We start from the raw sequence: 21,722 nt of genomic DNA, 5'->3' as shown, positions 1-21,722 counted from the left end.
TGACGCCATAGTCTCTTGTTATGTTGCTAGTTTGAAGAAACATACATAGCCCAAGATCCAAGAGCAAAAATACTGCCAAAAATGGTTAGTATTGAAAAAATTTTAGCTAAAACTGACCATGTTTTTTTCCCTTGATATGTACTCGCAGACTTCCAGACTGCAATACTAATCAAGATAAAATAAACGGACTTTAAACAATCTCCGATAATTAGCGACTCTACCGTTGTTAATTTTGAAACAATTAAACTAATAATTGCGCTTATTAAAACGAATCCAGCCCAAAAGACATCAACTAATCTAAAACCACCGAAAAATAGTTTTTTGACGAAATTTTGTTTTCCTTCTAATGCAACATCATTCATTTCGAATCTTCCTTTTGCAACATAACGTTTTAGTATTTGTGCGTTGCGCCGTTTGCATTGCACAAATCGCTTGTTGGACTTGGCCAATGCCACATCCATATTAATCGGTATGTTTTATGCTATAGGAATTTACTTTTTTGCGGTAGTGGTATTTGTACAACCTTTAGGCTAATTATCTGTTTTGATAACACCTTTTAAGGTGGGATTGATGATGTTTAATCTTTTTCATTGATCGATTATTGCCTTGCCCCTGATATATCTTACTGACACGGAACGGGGCAAAACCGAGTTGGTTTTTGACTTAAAAATGTACAAATTCAACTTTAAACTTGAGGGCGTTGAAGAAAATAGCGTGAAGCTCACATGGATGTGAGCTTAGCTTTCGCGGTACAGGATGTACCATCGGAAGCGTTAGCATTTTCACTCTTTACTACAAGATGGGCCGAAGCAGCCTACAAATAAAGTTAAAAGCTAGATCAATCCCCATGGCGACCTTTTCGCTCTGTTGTTTAAGTCAATTGGGAAAATGTTGCGGGGCGGCTGGGCCAATTCATTTAAAAAGCGTTAAGAGGGAACAGCCGTTGGTTTCCTCTTGGTCTGGTGTGGGCGAAGCGCCACGACGTTAGTGGCCGCAGGCCATAGCCTAAACACATAATAGGGCATAAATGATTTGCATACCTTGCTTGCAATTGGTGTGATTCAACTCTGAACTTGAGGACGTTGAAGACTCTTTATAAAAGAATGCGTGAGCCTGACATGGATGTCAGGCTAGCTTTCGCGGTACAGGATGTACCATCGGAAGCGTTAGCATTTTCACTTTTTATTACAAGATGGTCCGAAGCAGCCTACAAACGAAGTTAAAAGCTGGATCAATCCCCATGGCGACCTTTTCGCTCTGTTGTTTAAGTCAATTGGGAAAATGTTGCGGGGCGGCTGGGCCAATTCATTTAAAAAGAGTTAAGAGGGAACAGCCGTTGGTTTCCTCTTGGTCTGGTGTGGGCGAAGCGCCACGACGTTAGTGGCCGCAGGCCATAGCCTAAACTTCCAGTTAGAATGAACACATTTCTGGTTCACTGTGTTATCAGATTACTGGCAGACTGCTTACCCGAATAACGTCTAGTATCGGAAAATGATAAATTACCTACAAATGGGTGATGAGAGGAACCATCCCTAATACGGCATCCATGCGTAAAACTGATGTTGAAATATACCCTTATATAAGGATCGTCCACTATTGCTATCAATTTGGCAACATGACTTCCAAGCACTCGGCATGGATGTACACGCTAACAGAGGTTTTTAATAAACCACATAATCGTATTCAATTTGTTTAGTTTATGCAAAGTCAGCCACCTTGTGATGAGATATTAGAAGCCTGCTATTGCGCGCACTACTGGTTAGTTGAGCTTAAATAAACTGGATAGCACACATGGTCAAATCATCCTGAAATTCGGAATAACCGCAAAACAGTTTCATTTGCTGTTCAAGATATTCCAGCATCGCCTCGGGTTGATCGGGCGCAGCACTGATGGCTTTTTCTAAACGATCGAAACCGAATAACTCTTTTTGAGCATTTTGTGTTTCAATAACCACATCGGTATACACAAACAAAATATCACCTACATCAACGCTGACACTATAGGTATCCCAGTTTTGTTCACGCAGCACACCAATGGGAATGCCGCCTTGATCTAGGGCTACGAGTCTATTGGCTTTTTTCAAATACGCGTGGGGATGACCGGCATTAGCATAAATAAGTTCTTTTTCTTTGAAATTATAACGTAACACTGTCGCGGTTAGAAAACTGCCGCGAGGCTTTTTAGTGAAAAAATGTTGATTGATATAATTGAGTACTTCAGAAGAACTGCTGTTTAAATCTTTTGGCTCAAAGGTTCGCAGTATGGCGTCTATCATGGCGGTTTCTACTGCCGCGGCGGGGCCGTGACCCGATACGTCGGCAATAATCATTCCTACATCGCCTCGGACGTCCGGGCGACTTTTACCCAAATCGACAATATCTAGATAATCGCCTCCGGCGCCTTTCATCGCTTTATAGGTATAAGCCATTTTGACCGAACTGAGTTCGATACCTTTGTCTGGCAACATTAGCTGTTGCAAGCGCGAAATCTCATCTATTTCGTCGCGGATCCACACTTGAGCAGCATTAAGCTGTGAAGAGGCTTCTGAAAATTGAAAACTTTTTAACTGGTACAGTAGCTTGAAATACAAGGCACTAACATGATGCGACTCAACGCCGGCAGGTAAATCGAGCAAAATGATACAATCAAATAAGCTCGATTCTTTACCAAAGGGCAGCGCCCAACATGTCTTGCCATCATCATTTAATGGCATTATTTCAGCAAGGCTATGTTGCAACGACATGGCGGTAAACTGCGTATAGAGTCTGCTGTAATGATCATCACACAGGGATGAAAAATTACAGCTAATTTGGCCATTCTTCTTAATTAAGTAATAATTAAACTCACTTAATGTGGCTGCCAAAGTGGTTTTAAACCATAAGGTTTCATCAATGATATTGTTGGCTAGCGCTTTATCTATGCTCAAAGGAAAACCTTACTTTTGGGCTAATTTAGCAGCAAGGGCTTCATTTAACCCACTGACACCACTTTGTTTCAACGTTCTTCGATAGTCATTGCTAAATGTACGGATCATCGACAAGCCCTCGGCGACAAAATCGTAAATTTTCCATTCATTATTACGTTGATAAAGTCGATACGAAACCGGAATAATATTCTCTTTGGTATGAATTTCAGTATCAACCGTCGCATAGACTTTTTTCTTAATAGTTTCACTGGTGTAATCGACCGTTTGGTTATCATATTCCTCTAATAATATAATATAGGTATCGACTAACACACCTTTTAATAGCAGCATAAATTGGCGTTTTTCGGTATCGTTTGCTTGTCTCCAATACTTACCTAACACCCGTTGGGCTGAGGCTTGTAGATCAACATGCTTTTCAATCACATTACTGAGTGATTGTTTTTTCTGTTCCGCTGACAATGCACTATCAGATGCAATACCTATAATATCAGCCACACCTAATTTAACGCGATCCGTTGGTTCTTGAGCCGCTAAAGCTAAAGACGGCATCACTAACAACATGATTAAAAAAATTATCGATTTCATTATTTATCCTGACTAAACATATACTTGCTAATTAACTCTTCGATACTGATTGATGATTCAGTATCAATAAACTCATCACCATCGGTCATATTGATATCTGAGCCACCGCTGGCAATTTTAAGAAATCTGTCGCCGATAATACCGGATGTACGAATAGCGGCCACGGAATCATCAGGCACGGTAATCGAATTATCTAATGACACCTTAACGACAGATTCATACGCTTTGGGGTCGTAATTAATTGATTGAATTAATCCAACACGTACACCAGACATTTCAACAAAGGCACCTTCTTTCAAACCTGAAGAATTTTCAAATTTAGCAACTAAGGTATATTGACCACTATTAGAAATGGATGCCCCGCCAATGGTAACAGACATAAATACCAAGGCCCCGCTCCCGATTAACACAAATAGGCCGACGAGAAAATTGACGTAATTGTTTTTCATTGTTACCTCTAGTTAAAGCGCTAATGAGCTAACGATATAGTCACTAAACAACATAATAATTGCACTCATTACCACCGCCTGAGTGGTGCCATTGCTGACCCCCTCTGCGCCCATATTCTTTTGATTCCGGTGTAAATAATAGCCGTAATACAAGGGTATCCACATAATGAATAAACCAAATACCAACGACTTTATTTGACCGACTAACACATCTTTAAAGCTAATCGTATCCATCACACCTTGAATATACGCACCAGGACTTTCTCCTTGAATGTGTATGCCGACAATATAACCACCGCCAATACCCACCAAGTCAAACACGGCCGTCAGGATAGGGACACAAATCAACGCAGCCAGCAGTCTTGGCAACATTACATAGCGGTAACTGTTAATCGCCATGCAATCAAGCGCATCAAATTGTTGCTCATTACGCATAATGCCAATTTCTGAACAGGTCGCAGACCCTACCCGTGCAATCACCATTAACGCGGTCATCACCGGGCCCAATTCTTTAATCAGGCTCAAGGCTACTGCCGACCCTAATAAATCTACCGAGCCGAATCGCACTAAGGTATCGTAAAACTGCAGTGCCACGACCATACCGGTAAATAATGCTGCCACAATAATGACGATTAACGATCGATTACCAATAAAATATATTTGCTTAATCACTTGCTTAAATGACACCCGCCCAGTGAATAGGCTGCTAACAATGCGCAGTAAAAATAACGTCGCTAAGCCTAAACTATCAATGTTTTTTCGGGTTGCCGCGCCCAATTTACTAACCGAATCAAATAAGGTCGACATCAAGTTTTTTCCTTATCTAACAATCGATTAAGGTAAACCTCACCATCATCTCTGTGAGTATTAGGTTGACGGTTGATCATGTGTTGAATGCGTTCATCTGGCGAATTTTTAATCTCATCAACGGTGCCGTTAGCCACTACTTCTCCGGCAAATAATACCACCACGCGATCGGCAATTTTAAACACACTTTCAAGCTCATGAGTCACCACCACTATGGTCATGTTCATCGCATCTCTTAGGGTTAAAATAAGCTCATCCAATTCTACCGCGGTGGTGGGATCAAGCCCTGCAGAAGGTTCATCAAAAAACAGTAACTTAGGGTCCATAATCACCGCCCGAGCTAATCCGGCTCGCTTGAGCATGCCGCCAGACAGCTCAGAGGGCATAAGATGACCAGTGCCAGCCATATTCATTAATTCAAGCTTCATCCGCACCATAATATCAATGGTTTGAGTATCTAAAGCGGTATTTTGCTCTAAGGGTAGCCTGACATTATCGGCCACCGTCAATGAACTGAGCAGTGCGCCGCCTTGGAACGCCACGCCCATTTTTTGACGTAAGTTGCGTAATGGCTTATTTTTGGCCGTAAAAATATTCACACCATCAATCATGATAGTGCCTGAAGTCGGGGTTTTAAGCCCAAGCATATGGTTGAACAAGGTGCTTTTTCCTGAGCCAGATCCGCCCATCACCACCAGAATTTCTCCGGGTTTGACCTCTAAATTGACATCTTTGAGTACATGGGTGTCGCCATATTGGGCAAACAAATGTTCTACGGTAATGATTGGTTTAACCATTGTTACTCACAGCTGCTACTGAATCTACTAAGTTAAATACTGTGTTTAACCGGGTTAATTGCAGTACTTGAAGAGGGGAACCGTTGGCACCAGCTATATGAAACTCAGTGTCGTTTTCTCTGGCTTCATTGAACGCCTCAACCAGTGACGCCATACCTGAGCTGTCGATATATTGCAGATGGGTGAAATCGACAATGATGTTATTTTTACTCTTAATTAATTTTATAATGTCGAGTTTGATACTGCGCGAATTGTTCAGATCCACTTCACCATAAAGCTTAATCACTTGGTAATTGTTCTGTGTTTCAATTTCAATATTCATTTTATATCACTTAAATTTAACCGTCAGTTCTAACCAATTGCCTTTACCTTTATGCGGGATAAGTCGTACTTTCTCTGCCACATAATGGATCAGGCAAAGGCCTAATCCACCGGGTTTACATAAATCATTTTCTGTCGGTGTTAATTGCTTGTCAGTAATCTGCGAACACACATCTTTAATCACAAATAGCGCATGATCATCATGACTGCTAATCACTAGTTCTAAACAGCCTTTGCTCGACATGTGGTAACCATGACGAATAACATTGGCGCAAGCCTCATCAACGGCTAATACGATTTCATTGACTTTACCTTCGCTAAAAGGAAAGTCGCGGCAAGCATCTATCACAAATCCGCGAATATTTTTTAATTCACTCGTACAAGAGGAAAACGTTTTGATGTTTGACATTGGCTAGTCCGTTATCTCGAAATGAGTTTTGTCGTCTACTTTTTTGTCATCTATTGGTTTGTCGTCTATCGGTTTATCGTCTACTGCTTGGTTATTTAATGGTTTGGTCTCTAACGTTTTAATATCTAAAGGTTGTTCATCTACTAATTCGTTATCAAGTGGTTCGTCACCTAATAGTTCGTCATCAAGCTCCATGTCAAACTCTAAGTCAAACTCATCAGTCTCAATCTCATCGGTCTGGCCATCATTGACCAAGTGCGCATCCCGTTGCAGATAGACATCTTTAACATAGCCATAGGGATCTAACGACCCGTCTAATATGGGTTCATATTGCTGAAATTCAATCCTACTGTCTAAACCTTCCACTACAAATTTACCGGCTCTTTGCTCAAATGAAAGAATAGATAAAGGATAGACAAAAATATCAACAAAATCACCGACGGTATTGCGTGCCGTGCTGGCGCCATAAACAGGCCACATAATATAAGGCCCATTACCGATCCCCCATGCACCAAATGTTTGCGCAAAGGTCTCTTCTTTCTTAGGTAATCCCATGCCAGTGGCGGGGTCAAAAATACCGACAAGACCAATTGTTGTGTTCAATACAAATCGTAACACTGTGCTGCCACTGTCGGTCACTTTACCTTGTAGAAGATTGTTCACGGCGTAGAGCGGTTCACTTAAATTCGATAGCAGGTTCGTCACACCATTTCGGATAGAAAGAGGAACATATTCATAACCTTCGGCGGCGGGTTTTAGCAGATGTTTATCCATTATCTGGTAATTGAAATACCAACTTTTTCGATTAACCGATTCTAGTGGATCACCCGGTGTGGAGGTGCTAGCACATCCACTTAAAAACAGTAGCGTGAACATAATAACTAATAGTCGACCCATTACTGCCACCCATTCCTCCGGCTTTTATTCAAAAGTATCTGCTCTCTATATTGGTATTGAGCACAACATTTACTATCGTTTACGATACTCAAGATTGGAAATATAACATTAAAACCACTGAAACCATTAATACAAGTTTGATTGATCGTTCAAAAATAACTTATGTCGTGATCGAATCAGCTAAATGACCCACCTTATCCATTAAGGTATGGCTTAACATGCTCGTTGATCGTTTGTTGATGACTAGTTGGTTGATGACGGGTTGTTCATGATGGGTTGTTCATAACCGATTGTGAATAACTTAACGCGCATAAGTGCTGCAGATCATTACAAGCCATTATTAATCATTTGTTTAATTTTATCAGCCTTAACGAAATGATCTAATTGATGAGTCTGGATCCACCATGTCGCCACTTCCATCAGTAGCTCAGGATTATCATTTTTATTGGCAAAAAAAGCATAAAATGACAACCCCACATTATCGCCTTTACTGGCAATTTTTTTATCACAAACGTCGATAATTTTAGCTCTTAATTCATCTCTCATCATTTATCTCGGGTAGTTTGCCTCGGGTCTCGGATAGTTTGTCTCGGATAGTGTATAGCCATCAGCAGATGGTGTTTATAGGATATCGCCATCGCAAAAAATTATCTGCAGATATTTTAAAAAGTGGTATATCACGGTCAATTCTTCGTTAGCGTCGCGCCCAAAAAGCTACCGCCACGGTTATGACTGCTATAAAATCGACATTAACTCATTGAACATAATTGCAGTCATACTCAAGGCTATTGATTGTGTTTGATTTTAGCACTCTGCTTAATTATCCATTCAGCCTGTTTGATCACCTGCAGGCAGTTCTCACGAGGTGAGCCAATTGCAGATATAGCGGTTACGCCCTCGAGTAGTATTATCAATATTGAAACCAAATCGTCATCAGAAATACCGTCATGCTGTAAGCGTTGAGTAAGGTCGACTCGCATTCGCTGCTTGTGCTCCAAGACGAAATTCTCGATACGTGAGTGCTTACCCTTATATTCTGCTAAAGCGTGCATGTAAAAGCAGCCATGACTAGCCTCTTTCTCTAACCAATTCAGCAATGAATAAAACGGGATCAGTGCATGGAAGTGAGATGTATTTAAGCGCGCTAATCTAGCAAAATCTTGAAAGTAGCGAGACTCACGTTCACCCATAATGCATAGAACTAAGTCTTCCTTGGACGGGAAGTGCTTATAGAGCGTTCTCTGCGTTGTCCCTGCTTTTGAAGCTATCCTTGCAACACCTGTGCGATGAAAACCCTCTTCATAAAATAACTTTTCAGCGGTGTGCATTATATCATTTTTTTTTGACAATTTTCGCCTCTACATGCAAGTATAGTGACCACTATACAACGAATACCATTCTATAGGAAAGATGTGCTAATGATGAATAAAACAATGAAAGCCGTTGTGACCATGGGCAGTGGCGGAATGGAGCAACTGGTCTATAAAGATGTCCCCATTCCAGAACTGCAAGCAAATGAAGTTCTCGTTCGTGTGCTCGCAGCGGGTGTGAACAACACCGAAATTAATACCCGTTTAGGCTGGTATTCTGCCAAGGTGAGTGAGTCAACCAATAATATGGCCGACAACGTGGATCAACAAGCGTTAGCTGATGGAGGCTGGAATGCGGCAACACCATTTCCGCTGATCCAGGGAACAGATTGTTGTGGTGAGGTCTTAAAAACAGCAGAGAACCACGATCAACATCTTGTTGGCAAGAGAGTGTTAATTCGACCTTGTATCCGGGTAAATGGATTTGATTCGTTGGACAATATCTGGATGGCATCTGACTTTGATGGTGCATTCGCCCAATACGTGAAAGTGCGGGCTACAGAAGTTTTCCCTATTGATTCAACATGGCAAAATGATGAATTGGCGAGCATACCGTGTGCTTACGGCACCGCAGAAAACATGCTTCATAGAGCACAGGTTATCCAAGGTGAGCGAGTGTTAATTATGGGAGCCTCTGGCGGCGTAGGTTCAGCGGCTGTTCAGTTAGCGAAACGTCGAGGCGCGCACATCATTGCGGTCGCATCATTAAAAAACCATGCCCAGCTGAAAAAAATGGGCGCAGATAGTGTCTTTGATCGTGAGGCAAATCTCGTTAAGGAGTTGGGTGAATCATCAATAGATGTCGTTATTGATAATGTGGCCGGTGATAAGTTCGGCCGTGCTCTGCAAATATTAAAACGCGGTGGACGCTTGGTGACTTCAGGAGCTATAGCTGGACCGATTGTGTCATTAGACCTTCGCCAACTCTATTTAAAAGATATTGGGTTGATCGGTACAACGGCATGGGATGAACCCGTGTTCCCCAACCTAATAAGGTACATTGAAAACAATGAAATAAAACCTTTGGTCGCAAGAACATATGCTTTGGAAAATATTGTAGAAGCTCAAACTGAGTTTTTGAAAAAACAGCATTTTGGCAAATTCGTCCTACTGCCAAGCTAATTTATCGCTAGTGTTAACCCGCTATTGCTAACCCGCTAGTGTTAAACAAGAATGCAACGCACTTCTCGCTGGTACTATACGGCTGTGTATTTGCTGATTAAGATGGTTAATCGCAGGGCCAATTACCGACTAATACCGATAGCTAATCAATCAGCCTGCTACACAGCAATCCGGCCGCGCTACTCAAGAGATCCTTAACAGCATCTATGCTTAACGCCAGCATATAGATCACGGTATTGGTCTTGTTTAGGCTGATATTTGATATAATCATTCTAAGAAAATTGTACCTGATAGCCTACCCAAAGATGTTGATTGTCTTAAGCAATGCTTGCTTAAGACGCTTGCGGCTAAAGCGAATGGGCTAACACCATTCGATAACATTTAACCCTGCTTAGAGCTATTATCCTACCCAAACTGCGATCTCAACAGCCTCTTTCCCTGGTGCATTAATCTAGGCAAGACGTCGTTCGCCAGACGCTGACTATTGATTTTATATCGCTGCTGTTTTAGTGAACAGTCACCAGTGTGATCTGGCAAACATTTTTAGCTTTTTTATGAATAAACCTCCACATTCTTAATATAGATCAATTAAGCCTATTCTCATTCTTTTAGTATGACCGCGAAAATAAGCACTACATATATATGTAGTGATTATTCATTTTTATACAACAAAAATGCAACCTCTACAACATGTTGCAGAAAATAGTCGTTTCGATGGGAGATTTAATGAGTAAGCAACAACTTGATTTGAATCGCAGGTCTTTACTAAAAGCCATCACTATTGGTGGTACAGCAAGTGTCGCGATTGCCGCAACTGGCATGAATATTGCTAATGCAACAGAAAAAAGTGCTAGCACTTCTCGCACTAAAGGCTATCAAGAAACAACTCACATTCGCAATTATTACGATAGCTTACGCGGCTAGTTTAGGAGAATTTAAGCGATGAAATTAACTCGCAAATCAATCACGGCTCCTACCAATGAAGCTTCAAACAAGCTTGGTATTAATCGTCGTCAATTTATGAAGCAAATGAGTGTTGCCACCGGCGGTATTGCGGCAGCATCAATGATGGGCACTGGCATGATCCGTCGTGCTGAAGCCAAAGATGTGCCCCACAATGCACCCACTGAAATCAAACGTACTGTATGTAGTGCGTGTGCCGTAGGGTGTGGTGTATATGCCGAAGTACAAAATGGCGTGTGGACTGGTCAAGAGCCTGCATTCGATCACCCATTTAACAATGGTGGACATTGCGCTAAAGGTGCGGCATTACGCGAACATGGTCACGGTGAAAAACGCCTTAAATACCCAATGAAATTGGTCGGCGGCAAGTGGAAAAAAATATCTTGGGAGCAAGCTTTTAACGAAGTAGGCGACAAGATGACGGATATTCGTAAAGAGTCAGGTCCTGATTCGATCTACTTTATGGGTAGCGCTAAGTTTTCGAACGAAGGCTGCTACATGTATCGCAAATTTGCCGCCATGTGGGGCACGAACAACATCGACCATTGTGCTCGTATTTGTCACTCTACCACGGTAGCCGGTGTTGCTAACACTTGGGGTTACGGTGCGCAAACTAACTCTTTTAATGATATTCAAAATGCCAATGCAATCTTCTTTATCGGTGCTAACCCTGCAGAGGCGCATCCGGTTGCAATGCAACATATCATGATCGCAAAAGAGAAAAACAACGCTAAATTAATCGTTGTCGATCCTCGCTTTACCCGTACTGCTGCACACGCAGACCTACATTGTGGCCTACGTCCTGGTACTGACATTCCGTTTATCTACGGGATGTTATGGCACATCTTTGAAAATGGTTGGGAAGATAAAACCTTTATTAAAGAACGTGTTTTCGAAATGGAATCCATTCGTGCAGAAGCCAAGAAGTTCCCACCTAAAGAAGTGGCCAGTGTCACAGGTTGTAGCGAAGAAGAAGTTTACCAAGCCGCTAAACTAATGGCTGATAACCGTCCAGGTACCGTTATTTGGTGTATGGGTGGTACTCAGCATCACGTGGGTAATGCTAACACACGTGCTTATTGTATTTTACAGCTTGCGCTTGGCAACATGGGTGTCTCAGGTGGTGGTACTAACATCTTCCGTGGTCACGATAATGTACAAGGCGCGACTGACTTAGGTTTATTATTCGATAATCTACCGGGTTACTACGGTTTAACCTCTGGCGCATGGGAACATTGGACCAATGTCTGGAGCCTAGATTTAGATTGGGTTAAATCACGCTTTGATCAAAACAAATATTTAGGCCGTGTACCAATGAATACCCCGGGTATTCCATGTTCTCGCTGGCACGATGGTGTGTTAGAAACGCCTGAGCATTTAGCTCAGAAAGACCGTGTGCGTATGGGCTTCTTCTGGGGACAATCGGTTAACACTGAAACTCGTCAGGCTGATGTACGTGATGCACTAGACAAGATGGACACTGTGGTAGTGGTTGATCCATTCCCAACCATGGCAGCAGTTATGCACCGTCGTCAAGATGGCGTGTACTTGTTACCTGCAACGACTCAATTTGAAACAGAGGGTTCAGTCTCTAACTCTGGTCGTAGCCAACAATGGCGTGAAAAAGTGATCGAGCCATTATTTGAATCGAAAACTGACCTTGAAATCATGTACCGCTTATCGCAAAAGCTGGGCTTTGATAAAGAGTACACCAAGCGTATCGCTAAAGATTCAAGCGACATGTTGGTGATAGAAGACATTACTCGCGAAATTAACCGTGGTATGTGGACTATTGGTATGACGGGCCAAAGCCCTGAGCGTATTAAGCAACACACCCAAAACTGGGGCTTATTCAGCAATAAGACCCTAGAAGCTGCCGGTGGCGAAGTAAAAGGTGAAACCTACGGTTTACCTTGGCCATGTTGGGGAACACCAGAACAGAAACATCCAGGTACTCAAATTTTGTATGACACAAGTAAACATGTGTCAAAGGGTGGTGGTAACTTCCGCGCCCGTTACGGTGTTGAATACCAAGGAAAAAATCTATTAGCAGAAGATAGCTTCTCTAAAGGTGCAGAAATCCAAGACGGTTACCCTGAGTTCACTTCAGGCATGCTTAAACAGCTTGGCTGGTGGGATGATTTAACGGCTGAAGAGAAACAATATGCTGAAGGCAAAAACTGGAAAACCGATATTTCTGGCGGTATTCAGCGTGTCGCGGTGAAGCATGGTTGTAGCCCTTATGGTAACGCTAAAGCGCGTTGTATCGTGTGGAATTTCCCCGATCAAGTGCCTATCCACCGTGAACCCTTGTATACCCCGCGTCGTGACTTAGTCGCTAAATATCCCACTTACGATGATATGCAAGTTCACCGTTTACCGACCTTATATAAATCAATTCAACAGCATGATAGTTCTATTAAATATCCTTTAATACTGACTTCTGGCCGTTTAGTTGAGTATGAGGGCGGTGGTGAAGAGTCGCGTTCTAACCCTTGGTTGGCAGAATTACAGCAAGAAATGTTTGTTGAAATTAACCCAGCGGATGCAGCGGATCGCGGACTACGCGATGGTGACTCAATATGGTTAGAAGGCGCTGAAGGTGGACGCATTAAGATTAAGGCCATGGTAACGCCACGCGTTAAGCCTGGTGTGACTTGGATGCCTTATCACTTTGCCGGTGTCATGCATGGCGAAAGTTTAGCGGCTAACTACCCAGAAGGCACAGTGCCTTACGTTATTGGTGAATCTGCTAACACGGCATTGACTTATGGTTATGACCCTGTAACTCAAATGCAGGAAACCAAGGCATCGCTTTGTCAGATTGAAAAAGCGTAATTGCAGTTAAGCGAGGAGAATTGCCAATATGGCTACAATGAAATTTTTATGTGATACCAAGCGCTGCATCGAATGTAACGGTTGTGTCACAGCTTGTAAAAACGAAAACGACTCTGCTTTAGAGTGGGGTATTCAACGTCGTCGCGTGGTGACACTGAACGACGGTGTTCCTGGTGAAGTGTCTATCTCAGTCGCATGTATGCATTGTACCGATGCACCTTGTATGGCGGTGTGTCCGGCAGATTGTTTCTACCGTACCGAAGACGGCATCGTGCTACACAACAAAGATACGTGTATCGGTTGTGGTTATTGCTTCTATGCCTGCCCATTTGGTGCGCCGCAGTTCCCGCAAAAGAGTACTTATGGTGGCCGCGGCAAAATGGATAAATGTACCTTCTGTGCCGGTGGCCCAGAAGAAGATCATTCAGAAGCTGAGCATCTAAAATACGGTTCAAACCGTATCGCAGAAGGTAAATTACCCATGTGTGCCGAGTTATGTGCGACTAAGGCATTACTTGCGGGCGACGCTGGCATAGTATCTGACATTTATCGTCAGCGCATGGCAGCACGTGGTAATCCCAATGCAATTTGGGGTTACGATCCTAAAACAGGCGAAATAATCTAATCAGAGCATGGGCTGCGACCTTGTTCGCAGCCATTTTAAGGAGTGACAATGTTAACGTTAATGTTAAACAAATCATTGCGCAGGATATTTGCTCTGTTGGTTCTGTGTATGGGATTGGGGTTGGCTACAGTGCCTGTGTATGCCGCCGATGAACAATCAAGCCAGCAACAAGCAAAGTCGATGACCAGTGATGCCGATCTCTGGCGTGCAATAAAAGCCGGTGAATCAGGCTACAGCACATATAAAGGTGTAGATGCTGATATTCTAATAAATGTCGCGGGTAATGAAGGCAAAATATTACGAAATACTTATCTAAAACCGTTACTAGGCCTAGCTTTTGTCGGGGTTTTTGTAGCCTTTTTAGTCTTTTACTTTGTTAATGGTCCATCTACACTGAGTAAAGGCTTTTCCGGCAAAATGGTCTTTCGTTGGAGCAAAGCGGATCTTTGGTTGCATTGGATTATGGCCGTATCGTGCCTAATCATGATGTTAACTGGTTTGGTCATTATGCTTGGACGCCATTTCTTAGCCCCGTATGTCGGCGACGATATTTGGGCAGGAATAATCGCCTTTAGCAAGTTTAGCCACGATTGGTCTAGCCCCATTTTTATGGTGTCTTGGCTGGCGTGTGTTATCAAGTGGATGCCACTACAAACCGTTAAACTGTATGATTTAAAATGGTTTTTAGTAGTCGGTGGCTACATTAACTTTGGCCCGTTTAAAGGTAAACACCCAGACAGTGGGTTTGCCAATGCGGGTGAAAAAATGTGGTTCTGGAGCTTAGCTATTTTCGGTCTTTGCATCAGTGTGACCGGGATAATGTTAGTCTTCCCTACACTTGATTTACCACGAATATGGTCAATGCTTGCGCTGCTTATACATGGCGTCAGCGCTGTGATTATTGTCGCGTTTACCATAGTGCATATTTGGATGGCGACCGTACTCAGTGAAGGCGGTATGGAGTGTATGGTCTCGGGCTATTGCGACGAAAACTGGGCTTCACAGCACCATAACTTGTGGTACGACGAAATTAAAGCCAATGGCACATTAAAATACAAAGAGTAAACCAATAATACTGGTGTTAACACACACGTTTATTGCATAAATCAAACACCTTGTCAGGTCACTGGCAAGGTGTTTTTTTATGACAGGAGCTAATGGTTTTAGTTCAAAAAGAGAGCAAGTATAAGATGAATTTAATCAACTGCTTAATAAACTTTTTCACTGGCAGAACGATTCAATAAGTTATATTGGTTAAGCGTCAGCCTGTTGCTAGGACACAAACATGTTACTTGCCAATATCATTGTAGTTAATAGGCAATATAAAAATGGATTATATAAACTTCATAGACAGGTTTTGGCAACGCCGACAGCCTTAACAATAACCCAGATGTGAAGATAAAACCTTATGTTATCGATATGGGTCGTGAACATGGTGTGGGTAATATCGTTAGTGCTATCGCTAACGAAGTTAACATAGACAGCCGTTATATTGGTCAAATCCAGTAATAGGATCAAGTAACAACCGCTGATTTACCAGAAAGTAGGCTAAAGACGCTCTACAGCATCTACGTAAAGTTCACGTATGTGACAGAGCGCAGAACATTGGTGAAGCTGGTGGTGAGAACGCTAAAAACTCTGGTGGTGAGAACGCTAAAGACTTTGGTCGTTGAGCTCCTCAACGTGACCGCTCAGCAGGTGCCGCGAGCATCGTCTATGCAAACCAAGAAACAATATGGTCAATCCTCGAGATTAATCCTGTAGATCAAAAAAGGAGCCTAAGGGCTCCTTTTGTACCTATTGGCGCTTAAATATAATACCGATCCCTTCCTACCGCCTCCAAAGATATCTCTTAAACACACTAAAAAAACCTAAGTTCAACCTAAGTTAAACCTAAGTTAAACCTAATAAAGTAACGTTTAAAGTACATTTACCACCAAAAAACCAACACTAGATCACAAAATTTCAAAATCAACCTAAAAATACAAACAGAGATATAACGAATGAGAGCTAGATCACAGTCATAACCTCCAACAAACTAGAGTATATGCTCTAATTTAGAGTATAAGCTCTAATTAGTTATAGAGTTGTTAAACTCTTTCAATGGGCTATCTGGAGGCATTATGGAAATCCCCGTGTGGCAATATGTTGTATCTATGAGTGGTTACATCGTTTTCTTACTCTTATTGGTTGAAGGCATGCGCCGGACACCAAGACTAACGGCAGTGTTTTGGGTGCTGTCCCTACTCACCGCCCCTTTATGGGTTGATCACTTAGACGGCTGGTTTCGCTGGGCAAAATCAGTTAGCGTTTTATTACCAACGGCTATTGTTGTCGGTGGTGCTAGGATTGCCTGGCTCTATAACGATAACCCAAACCGGGTGCTGTCTTTCTTCCGTGGTGATTGGGTACTTAAAGTGCTCTATGCAGTGTTATTCCTTAACATTGCTGAAGCGACGCTAAAAGACTTTGCAACGGCAAACTACTTCAACGCTATTTGTGGTTTCATCTTATGTATCACAATTCCATTCCCTCGCTATAAGAATGGTAAGCGTCAGTTCTGGGTTATAGGCAGAGACAAGCCAAATGATCTTCTGCTCTATTCAACGGCGGCGTGGAACTTCCTCTACACCACTTGGAACTTAGCTTTCGTCTTCGGTGAAAACCCTGGTTTCTTCGCTAGCTCCTTCTGTATTTTGATGGCGGCTGAGCTTTACCCCATCATCAAAGGCCGTCCAGAGCTATATATCATAGCGCGAGTTTACACCTTAGCTTTTCACATCTTGATAAGATCCAATTCCGACATATTCACTCCCCTGATGGATTCCAGCAGCTGGGCTAATGACAATGTGTTATGGGTTTGGGGCGCTGTCAACTTGGCTCTGCATATCCCGTTTGCAATCTGGTACTTCTACAAGCAGAAAACCAGCCCAACAAACGAACCTCCCTGCGGTGACAATCCTGCGCCCTTAATTAGCGACCTTGAACCAAAACTCGTTAAACAAACGGCCTAGTACTGCAAGGCGTTGGCTTAAGCCAAAACGCTTAAGCCAACGCCAACACTGCCAAGAGTTCACGCTAAGAGGGGAAGCATATGAAATTTATCACACTCAAATCCATGGCCTTGTCTCTGCTATTGCTCCTTGGCACCGGCAGTGCTCAGCAAGCCATTGCAGACACCCAAAGCCAAGATGCACTGCAGCTTCAAGGGGAAGTCTGGCAAGGCACAAGAGACGGAAAACCCGGTGAAGGCAGTTTATTCTATCGCCTAGAGTTCACTGAAAATAACCACGTTAACGTCATGAAACAATCTGGCGGGTTTAACAAGGTTGAGCAACAACAATGGCATGAACATTTAGGCGAGCTAGTCATTACTAGCACCCCAGGCAATGAAATCACTGATTTTGATGGTGCCCGTTTAACGTTCATCGACGACAGCCAAATCCAATTTAGCCTCGATGGTGACAAGTTTAAGATCCACGAATGGCACATGGTTCGTGCTGTCATCCATGTTCTGTTTGTATTGTGTGGTTTGATGCTACTCAATGAAATATGTCGCCGCTATAAATGGAGTAACTACGTACTCTGGTTCCTGCTGCCCATCGTCCTTATTCCACTCTGGTCAAGCTACGGCATCACCTACTGGTTTAAATGGGTAAAACTCTATTCAGTTATCTTCGCTGCTGGACTATTCACCTTAATACGATTCACTAAGATGGGGAATATAAAATGGGCTAAGTTCGGCGCAGCTGCCTTCCTAGCCGTTAACATTGCCGAAGCCGTGACCCAAGATTTCACTATGGGTAATATGGCCAATATCTTAAATGCCATTGGTGGCGTGCTCTCCATCATCACCTTGACTGGCTGGGCCATGATTGCCGCCGACAAGAGCAAACAACAAGACATGATCTGGCCTGCCATGACCACCTTCTGGATCATCGCCTACGACGTGTGGAATATCGTTTTTGTCTACCTTAATTTCCCCGGTTCTGCCACAGCCCAAGCCATGGTGTTGCTTGCGGCGACCCTACCGGCCCTGTTTGTGAAAAAAGGCACTTGGTTACAAGCCCGCGCATTTACGTTGGCAGGCTCGTTTATGTACTACTTCTGCTTTCCGTTTATGTACGAAAGCAACGTAGTGCCTTTACCCCGTAATGATGAACTTATGTTAGCGGCAGGCCTTGCCAGCTTCCTAATCAATAGTGCTTATGCTTATGTTTTCTTTAGTAAAAAATGGAAAAATCACCAACTTAACTTAGCTTAACTCAGGGCATCAGTCACTTCCCCTGCTGATGCCACCGTTCCACTGCTTGACCATACGTTAATAAAACACATTAATAATAATGATAAGATTCTGGAGTAAAACATGAAAAAACAATTACTTACTATAGCAATCCTTTCTTCAATAATTTCTGCTAGCGCCATTGCCGAAGAGATAAAAAATGATATTGACATGTCTGACCCCACAGACGTGTCTACCTCAGTTGGCGCATCCTATGGTAACGATGGTTTTAACATCAAAGGTCAGTTGATGTTGTCTAAAAAGACCGCCACCAGCGGTCAAAAAAGCGGGATAATTTTCGAAGCGAAAAACGTCTTCGATGAAGATGCCGACACCCCTAAGTTTAGTGGCATGGTCTCTCACCCTACCTATGGATCAGTTCCAACCTTTAACGATACTAAGATTGAACGGTCTTTCCGTCTACGTTACGGCACAATTAACACTAACAATGGTATAGGCTGGTCAGCCGATGCCGTGTTTGGTGACCATCCCTTCTACGGTAACTATGCTGTCATCCAAGCGGGTCCTGTGATGACCATTCCCGTCACCAAAGACCTATACATATGGCCAATTCTGTATGCCGGCGCCGTGGTAGTTGAAGACAATATGTCGCAACTGCTGCCACCAGAAGAGGCTGCCGCCACTAACATGTCTAGCAGTGGTATCGACATAGCATCAACAGTGATGACAGGTATGATCTACACCCGTTACACCCTTTCTGAGCACTTCTGGGTACTGTTAAGCACTTGTTACACCGAAGAACTACAAGGTAAATCTTGGCATGATGACGTGAGCGATGGCGGCCTACAAATGCCAAGTTTCCAAGGTGAAATCGCCGTCGCCTATCAAATGAACCAGCGCCAAAACATTCGTTTCAACTACAAAACTGACAACAGTGACGACACTGATGACTCTTACTGGGTTGAATACAACCAAGCATTTTAATCATCAAGGTGGGCAGCATCAGTGCTGCCCACCTTGACGAGTTTCAACATAATTGTTAGCTAGATCTTATGTTGTCTATGCAGTTAGCAGTCTAAAACGTTTGTTATCAAAACCTTGTTTTATCTATAAATTGGAGTTCATCATGATAAAAAAATCTCTTGGGTTAGCCCTAGTCCTCTTATGTAGCAGCTCAGCCTTTGCCGATACTCAGATCGGCGATGTTACCTTGCCCGACACCCTCACAGTGCAAGAACAACATTTGCAACTCAATGGTGCCGGCGTTCGCAGTAAATTCTTCATGGATTTATATGTAGGCTCGCTATTTACCTTAACCCAAACAGACAATGCCAAAATGGTGATTAATGGCCAAACGCCTGTGGTTATCCAGCTCAATATCACCTCAGATATGATCACCTCAGAAAAAATGACCGATGCCATGAATGATGGTTTCCAGCTCGCTACCCATGGCGATACTTCGGCCATAGATAGTGGTATTAGTGCCTTTATTGCCACTTTTGCTGAGCCGATTAAAACCGGAGATAAATTCACCTTAGTCAGCATCGTTGGCCAAGGGGTAATTAGCTATAAAAACGACAAGCAACTCTCTGTCACCAAAGGCGAAGACTTTAGAAAAGCTTTACTGGCTATCTGGCTGGGTGAAGATCCTACTGATGATGATCTAAAAGAGGCCATGTTAGATCTATAACCATACCTGCCCTATAAGTGAGTGAGCAAGGCGACTTGCTCACTTTTTACCACCGGAAAAGGATAAGCCATGACCCCCTTCACCCTCTGGCGCAGTGCCTTTTTACCCAAATTCCACAGCTGGGGCTCTGATGAGCTTCGCAATATCGACACGCTGTTGTTTTTCACTTTACTCTCCATCTGTACTGGCCTTTACAGCATAATGAAGTGGAACCAATACGAAAACCAACTGTTGTTATACACCTCTGTTGGTGTGGTCATCACACAAATTGGCGCAGGTTTGTTAATTAAGTGGCTTCGCAGCCCTTGGCTGGCGATTAATCTGGGCCTTGCTGGCGTAGTGCTACACGCCCTCAATCTTGTGTATCAAAGTGGTGGGCCTATATCGGCACAAGCTTTTTGGATCCCATTGATCATCATAGCGATTTTTCTTACAACTCGATTAATCAACGCCGTCATCTGGAGCCTAGTCGTCATAGCTGCAACCAGTGCTATGTTAATGCGCGTATTAGCTGATATCCCACTACCTCATCTAATCCTGACTGCAGACCAAGCCAAATTGGAAACCTGGGCTGGTGTATTGTTGCCGCTTATTGTGATTGTCATCGCCCAAGGTTTTACCGCGATTCAGCGACAAAAAGCCCATAAGCTCACTCAAGAATCTCAGCAACAAATGCAGCAAGCTGCAGCGAAATCTTTAGCTGGGGAAGAACAACTCTCGGGGGTGCTAAGCAGTGCCGGTGATAATGCAAACCAATTAAACCAAGTGGCCGGGTCGCTTGCCTTGCAAGCCAATGCACTTCACAGCCAAGTGACCTCACTAAACACTAACTGTGATGCCCAAGCCAGTGCCACAGAGCAAATGAACCAACAATTACAGCAGATGACTCAAGACATCGCCCAGTCAGAGCAATTTGTTTGCGGCCTTAAAGAGCGCAGCCAAGTCATTAGCACTCAAGCTGAACGAAGTGCTAGCTCTTTACTGGCATCAACCCAGGCAATTGACCATATTCTTGATAGCAACCTAGCAATTATGTCCGTCGCGGATCTTATCTCCTCGGTTGCCGATCAAACTAACTTGCTGGCACTCAATGCTGCTATCGAAGCCGCCAGAGCAGGTGACAAGGGCCGAAGCTTTTCTGTGGTTGCAGATCAAGTACGAGAGCTGTCAGCTAAGAGTAGACACTCAGCTATTGAAATTCGCACACTTCTGGACAATAGCAAGGAGCAAGTACTTCAAGGTCAAAAGGTGATACAACACACGGCCACCGAAGTTTCGGGCATCCTTGAGCAAATTACTCCAGTCCTTGGGGATATCAACCAGCTTGCAGATATTATGTCCCAGCAAGTGCTTGCCTTAAACGAATTAAATTGTGCCAGCAGTCACGTGGCCACCAGCGTGGTTAATACACACCATATTTCAGACTCAGTAGCAGCCCAAGGGACCGCGCTCACTCAACAAGTGAGCGCCTTAAATGTACTGGCTGAAAGCTTAGATGCCTGCGTCAATAGCAGTGCCAACAAGCCCCTAGTAAAAGATAAAAGTTCATCGGCTAATGGCTCATAAGAGTGAATAACATCAGTGCTACACCATTAGGTTACGTTAAATAAAATTTTTAATGCCAATCCCTATCAAGCGGATTTAAGCAAATAATGCAGGCATTTACTCAATAGAAAGGG

At 43.2% G+C, this 21,722-nt stretch carries 21 protein-coding genes; 10 read left to right on the top strand and 11 right to left on the bottom strand.

Going from position 1 to position 21,722, the window contains the following annotated elements; translation table 11 throughout:
• Positions 1 to 26: 26 nt before the first annotated feature.
• From EGC80_RS06660 to EGC80_RS06610, 11 genes are all read right to left on the bottom strand, one after another.
• Positions 27 to 362, bottom strand: a complete 336-nt coding sequence (locus tag EGC80_RS06660) for a hypothetical protein (RefSeq protein ID WP_124014087.1) — start codon at positions 360 to 362, stop codon at positions 27 to 29.
• Positions 363 to 1,769: 1,407 nt separating this feature from the next.
• A complete protein-coding gene (locus tag EGC80_RS06655; protein ID WP_124014086.1) occupies positions 1,770 to 2,927 on the bottom strand; it encodes a PP2C family protein-serine/threonine phosphatase in 1,158 nt (385 codons plus the stop codon).
• Positions 2,928 to 2,936: 9 nt separating this feature from the next.
• Positions 2,937 to 3,512 (bottom strand): MlaC/ttg2D family ABC transporter substrate-binding protein, encoded by a 576-nt coding sequence (locus EGC80_RS06650; RefSeq protein WP_124014085.1) that lies wholly within the window; start codon positions 3,510 to 3,512, stop codon positions 2,937 to 2,939.
• Entirely contained in the window at positions 3,512 to 3,961 is a 450-nt protein-coding gene (gene mlaD, locus EGC80_RS06645) for an outer membrane lipid asymmetry maintenance protein MlaD (RefSeq protein ID WP_101033856.1), read from the bottom strand. Before mlaD ends, EGC80_RS06650 begins: the two co-directional genes overlap by 1 nt.
• A gap of 12 nt (positions 3,962 to 3,973) precedes the next feature.
• Positions 3,974 to 4,768, bottom strand: coding sequence for an MlaE family ABC transporter permease (locus EGC80_RS06640; protein ID WP_101033855.1), 795 nt, complete (start codon positions 4,766 to 4,768; stop codon positions 3,974 to 3,976).
• On the bottom strand, positions 4,768 to 5,565 hold the full coding sequence (locus EGC80_RS06635; protein WP_124014084.1) for an ABC transporter ATP-binding protein: 798 nt from the start codon (positions 5,563 to 5,565) through the stop codon (positions 4,768 to 4,770). Before EGC80_RS06635 ends, EGC80_RS06640 begins: the two co-directional genes overlap by 1 nt.
• Entirely contained in the window at positions 5,558 to 5,887 is a 330-nt protein-coding gene (locus tag EGC80_RS06630; protein WP_101033853.1) for an STAS domain-containing protein, read from the bottom strand. Before EGC80_RS06630 ends, EGC80_RS06635 begins: the two co-directional genes overlap by 8 nt.
• Positions 5,888 to 5,893: 6 nt before the next feature.
• The gene (locus tag EGC80_RS06625) at positions 5,894 to 6,295 is read right to left on the bottom strand and encodes an ATP-binding protein (RefSeq protein ID WP_101033852.1); all 402 of its coding nucleotides are present in this window, start codon (positions 6,293 to 6,295) and stop codon (positions 5,894 to 5,896) included.
• A gap of 3 nt (positions 6,296 to 6,298) precedes the next feature.
• Entirely contained in the window at positions 6,299 to 7,192 is an 894-nt protein-coding gene (locus EGC80_RS06620; protein WP_124014083.1) for an MlaA family lipoprotein, read from the bottom strand.
• A gap of 327 nt (positions 7,193 to 7,519) precedes the next feature.
• The gene (locus tag EGC80_RS06615; RefSeq protein ID WP_101034791.1) at positions 7,520 to 7,738 is read right to left on the bottom strand and encodes a DUF6500 family protein; all 219 of its coding nucleotides are present in this window, start codon (positions 7,736 to 7,738) and stop codon (positions 7,520 to 7,522) included.
• 239 nt (positions 7,739 to 7,977) lie between these two features.
• On the bottom strand, positions 7,978 to 8,541 hold the full coding sequence (locus EGC80_RS06610; RefSeq protein WP_124014082.1) for a TetR/AcrR family transcriptional regulator: 564 nt from the start codon (positions 8,539 to 8,541) through the stop codon (positions 7,978 to 7,980).
• A gap of 69 nt (positions 8,542 to 8,610) precedes the next feature.
• On the opposite strand from EGC80_RS06610, the gene EGC80_RS06605 reads away from it, so the two are divergent.
• The 10 genes from EGC80_RS06605 (at position 8,611) to EGC80_RS06560 (ending at position 21,609) form a co-directional block, all read left to right on the top strand.
• Entirely contained in the window at positions 8,611 to 9,684 is a 1,074-nt protein-coding gene (locus EGC80_RS06605) for an alcohol dehydrogenase family protein (RefSeq protein ID WP_206191884.1), read from the top strand.
• Positions 9,685 to 10,410: 726 nt separating this feature from the next.
• A complete protein-coding gene (locus tag EGC80_RS06600) occupies positions 10,411 to 10,608 on the top strand; it encodes a twin-arginine translocation signal domain-containing protein (RefSeq protein WP_101033849.1) in 198 nt (65 codons plus the stop codon).
• An 18-nt stretch (positions 10,609 to 10,626) separates the two neighbouring features.
• Positions 10,627 to 13,485, top strand: a complete 2,859-nt coding sequence (locus tag EGC80_RS06595; RefSeq protein WP_124014081.1) for a molybdopterin-dependent oxidoreductase — start codon at positions 10,627 to 10,629, stop codon at positions 13,483 to 13,485.
• A gap of 28 nt (positions 13,486 to 13,513) precedes the next feature.
• Entirely contained in the window at positions 13,514 to 14,110 is a 597-nt protein-coding gene (gene fdh3B / locus EGC80_RS06590) for a formate dehydrogenase FDH3 subunit beta (protein ID WP_101033847.1), read from the top strand.
• Between the two features lie 48 nt (positions 14,111 to 14,158).
• On the top strand, positions 14,159 to 15,175 hold the full coding sequence (locus EGC80_RS06585; protein ID WP_124014080.1) for a formate dehydrogenase subunit gamma: 1,017 nt from the start codon (positions 14,159 to 14,161) through the stop codon (positions 15,173 to 15,175).
• A 1,058-nt stretch (positions 15,176 to 16,233) separates the two neighbouring features.
• Positions 16,234 to 17,124, top strand: coding sequence for a hypothetical protein (locus EGC80_RS06580; protein ID WP_124014079.1), 891 nt, complete (start codon positions 16,234 to 16,236; stop codon positions 17,122 to 17,124).
• A gap of 80 nt (positions 17,125 to 17,204) precedes the next feature.
• Positions 17,205 to 18,374, top strand: a complete 1,170-nt coding sequence (locus EGC80_RS06575) for a DUF5692 family protein (protein WP_124014078.1) — start codon at positions 17,205 to 17,207, stop codon at positions 18,372 to 18,374.
• A 102-nt stretch (positions 18,375 to 18,476) separates the two neighbouring features.
• The gene (locus EGC80_RS06570; RefSeq protein WP_124014077.1) at positions 18,477 to 19,337 is read left to right on the top strand and encodes a hypothetical protein; all 861 of its coding nucleotides are present in this window, start codon (positions 18,477 to 18,479) and stop codon (positions 19,335 to 19,337) included.
• Positions 19,338 to 19,479: 142 nt separating this feature from the next.
• Positions 19,480 to 20,043 carry a chalcone isomerase family protein gene (locus tag EGC80_RS06565; protein WP_124014076.1) on the top strand — a complete coding sequence of 188 codons (564 nt, stop codon included), beginning with the start codon at positions 19,480 to 19,482 and terminating at the stop codon, positions 20,041 to 20,043.
• A 69-nt stretch (positions 20,044 to 20,112) separates the two neighbouring features.
• On the top strand, positions 20,113 to 21,609 hold the full coding sequence (locus EGC80_RS06560) for a methyl-accepting chemotaxis protein (protein ID WP_124014075.1): 1,497 nt from the start codon (positions 20,113 to 20,115) through the stop codon (positions 21,607 to 21,609).
• The last annotated feature ends 113 nt before the right edge of the window (positions 21,610 to 21,722 follow it).

The organism is Shewanella psychromarinicola, from assembly GCF_003855155.1.
GTDB lineage: Bacteria > Pseudomonadota > Gammaproteobacteria > Enterobacterales > Shewanellaceae > Shewanella > Shewanella psychromarinicola.
The sequence above is the reverse complement of the archived record's forward strand: the minus strand, read 5'-3'. Positions and strand labels throughout refer to the sequence as shown.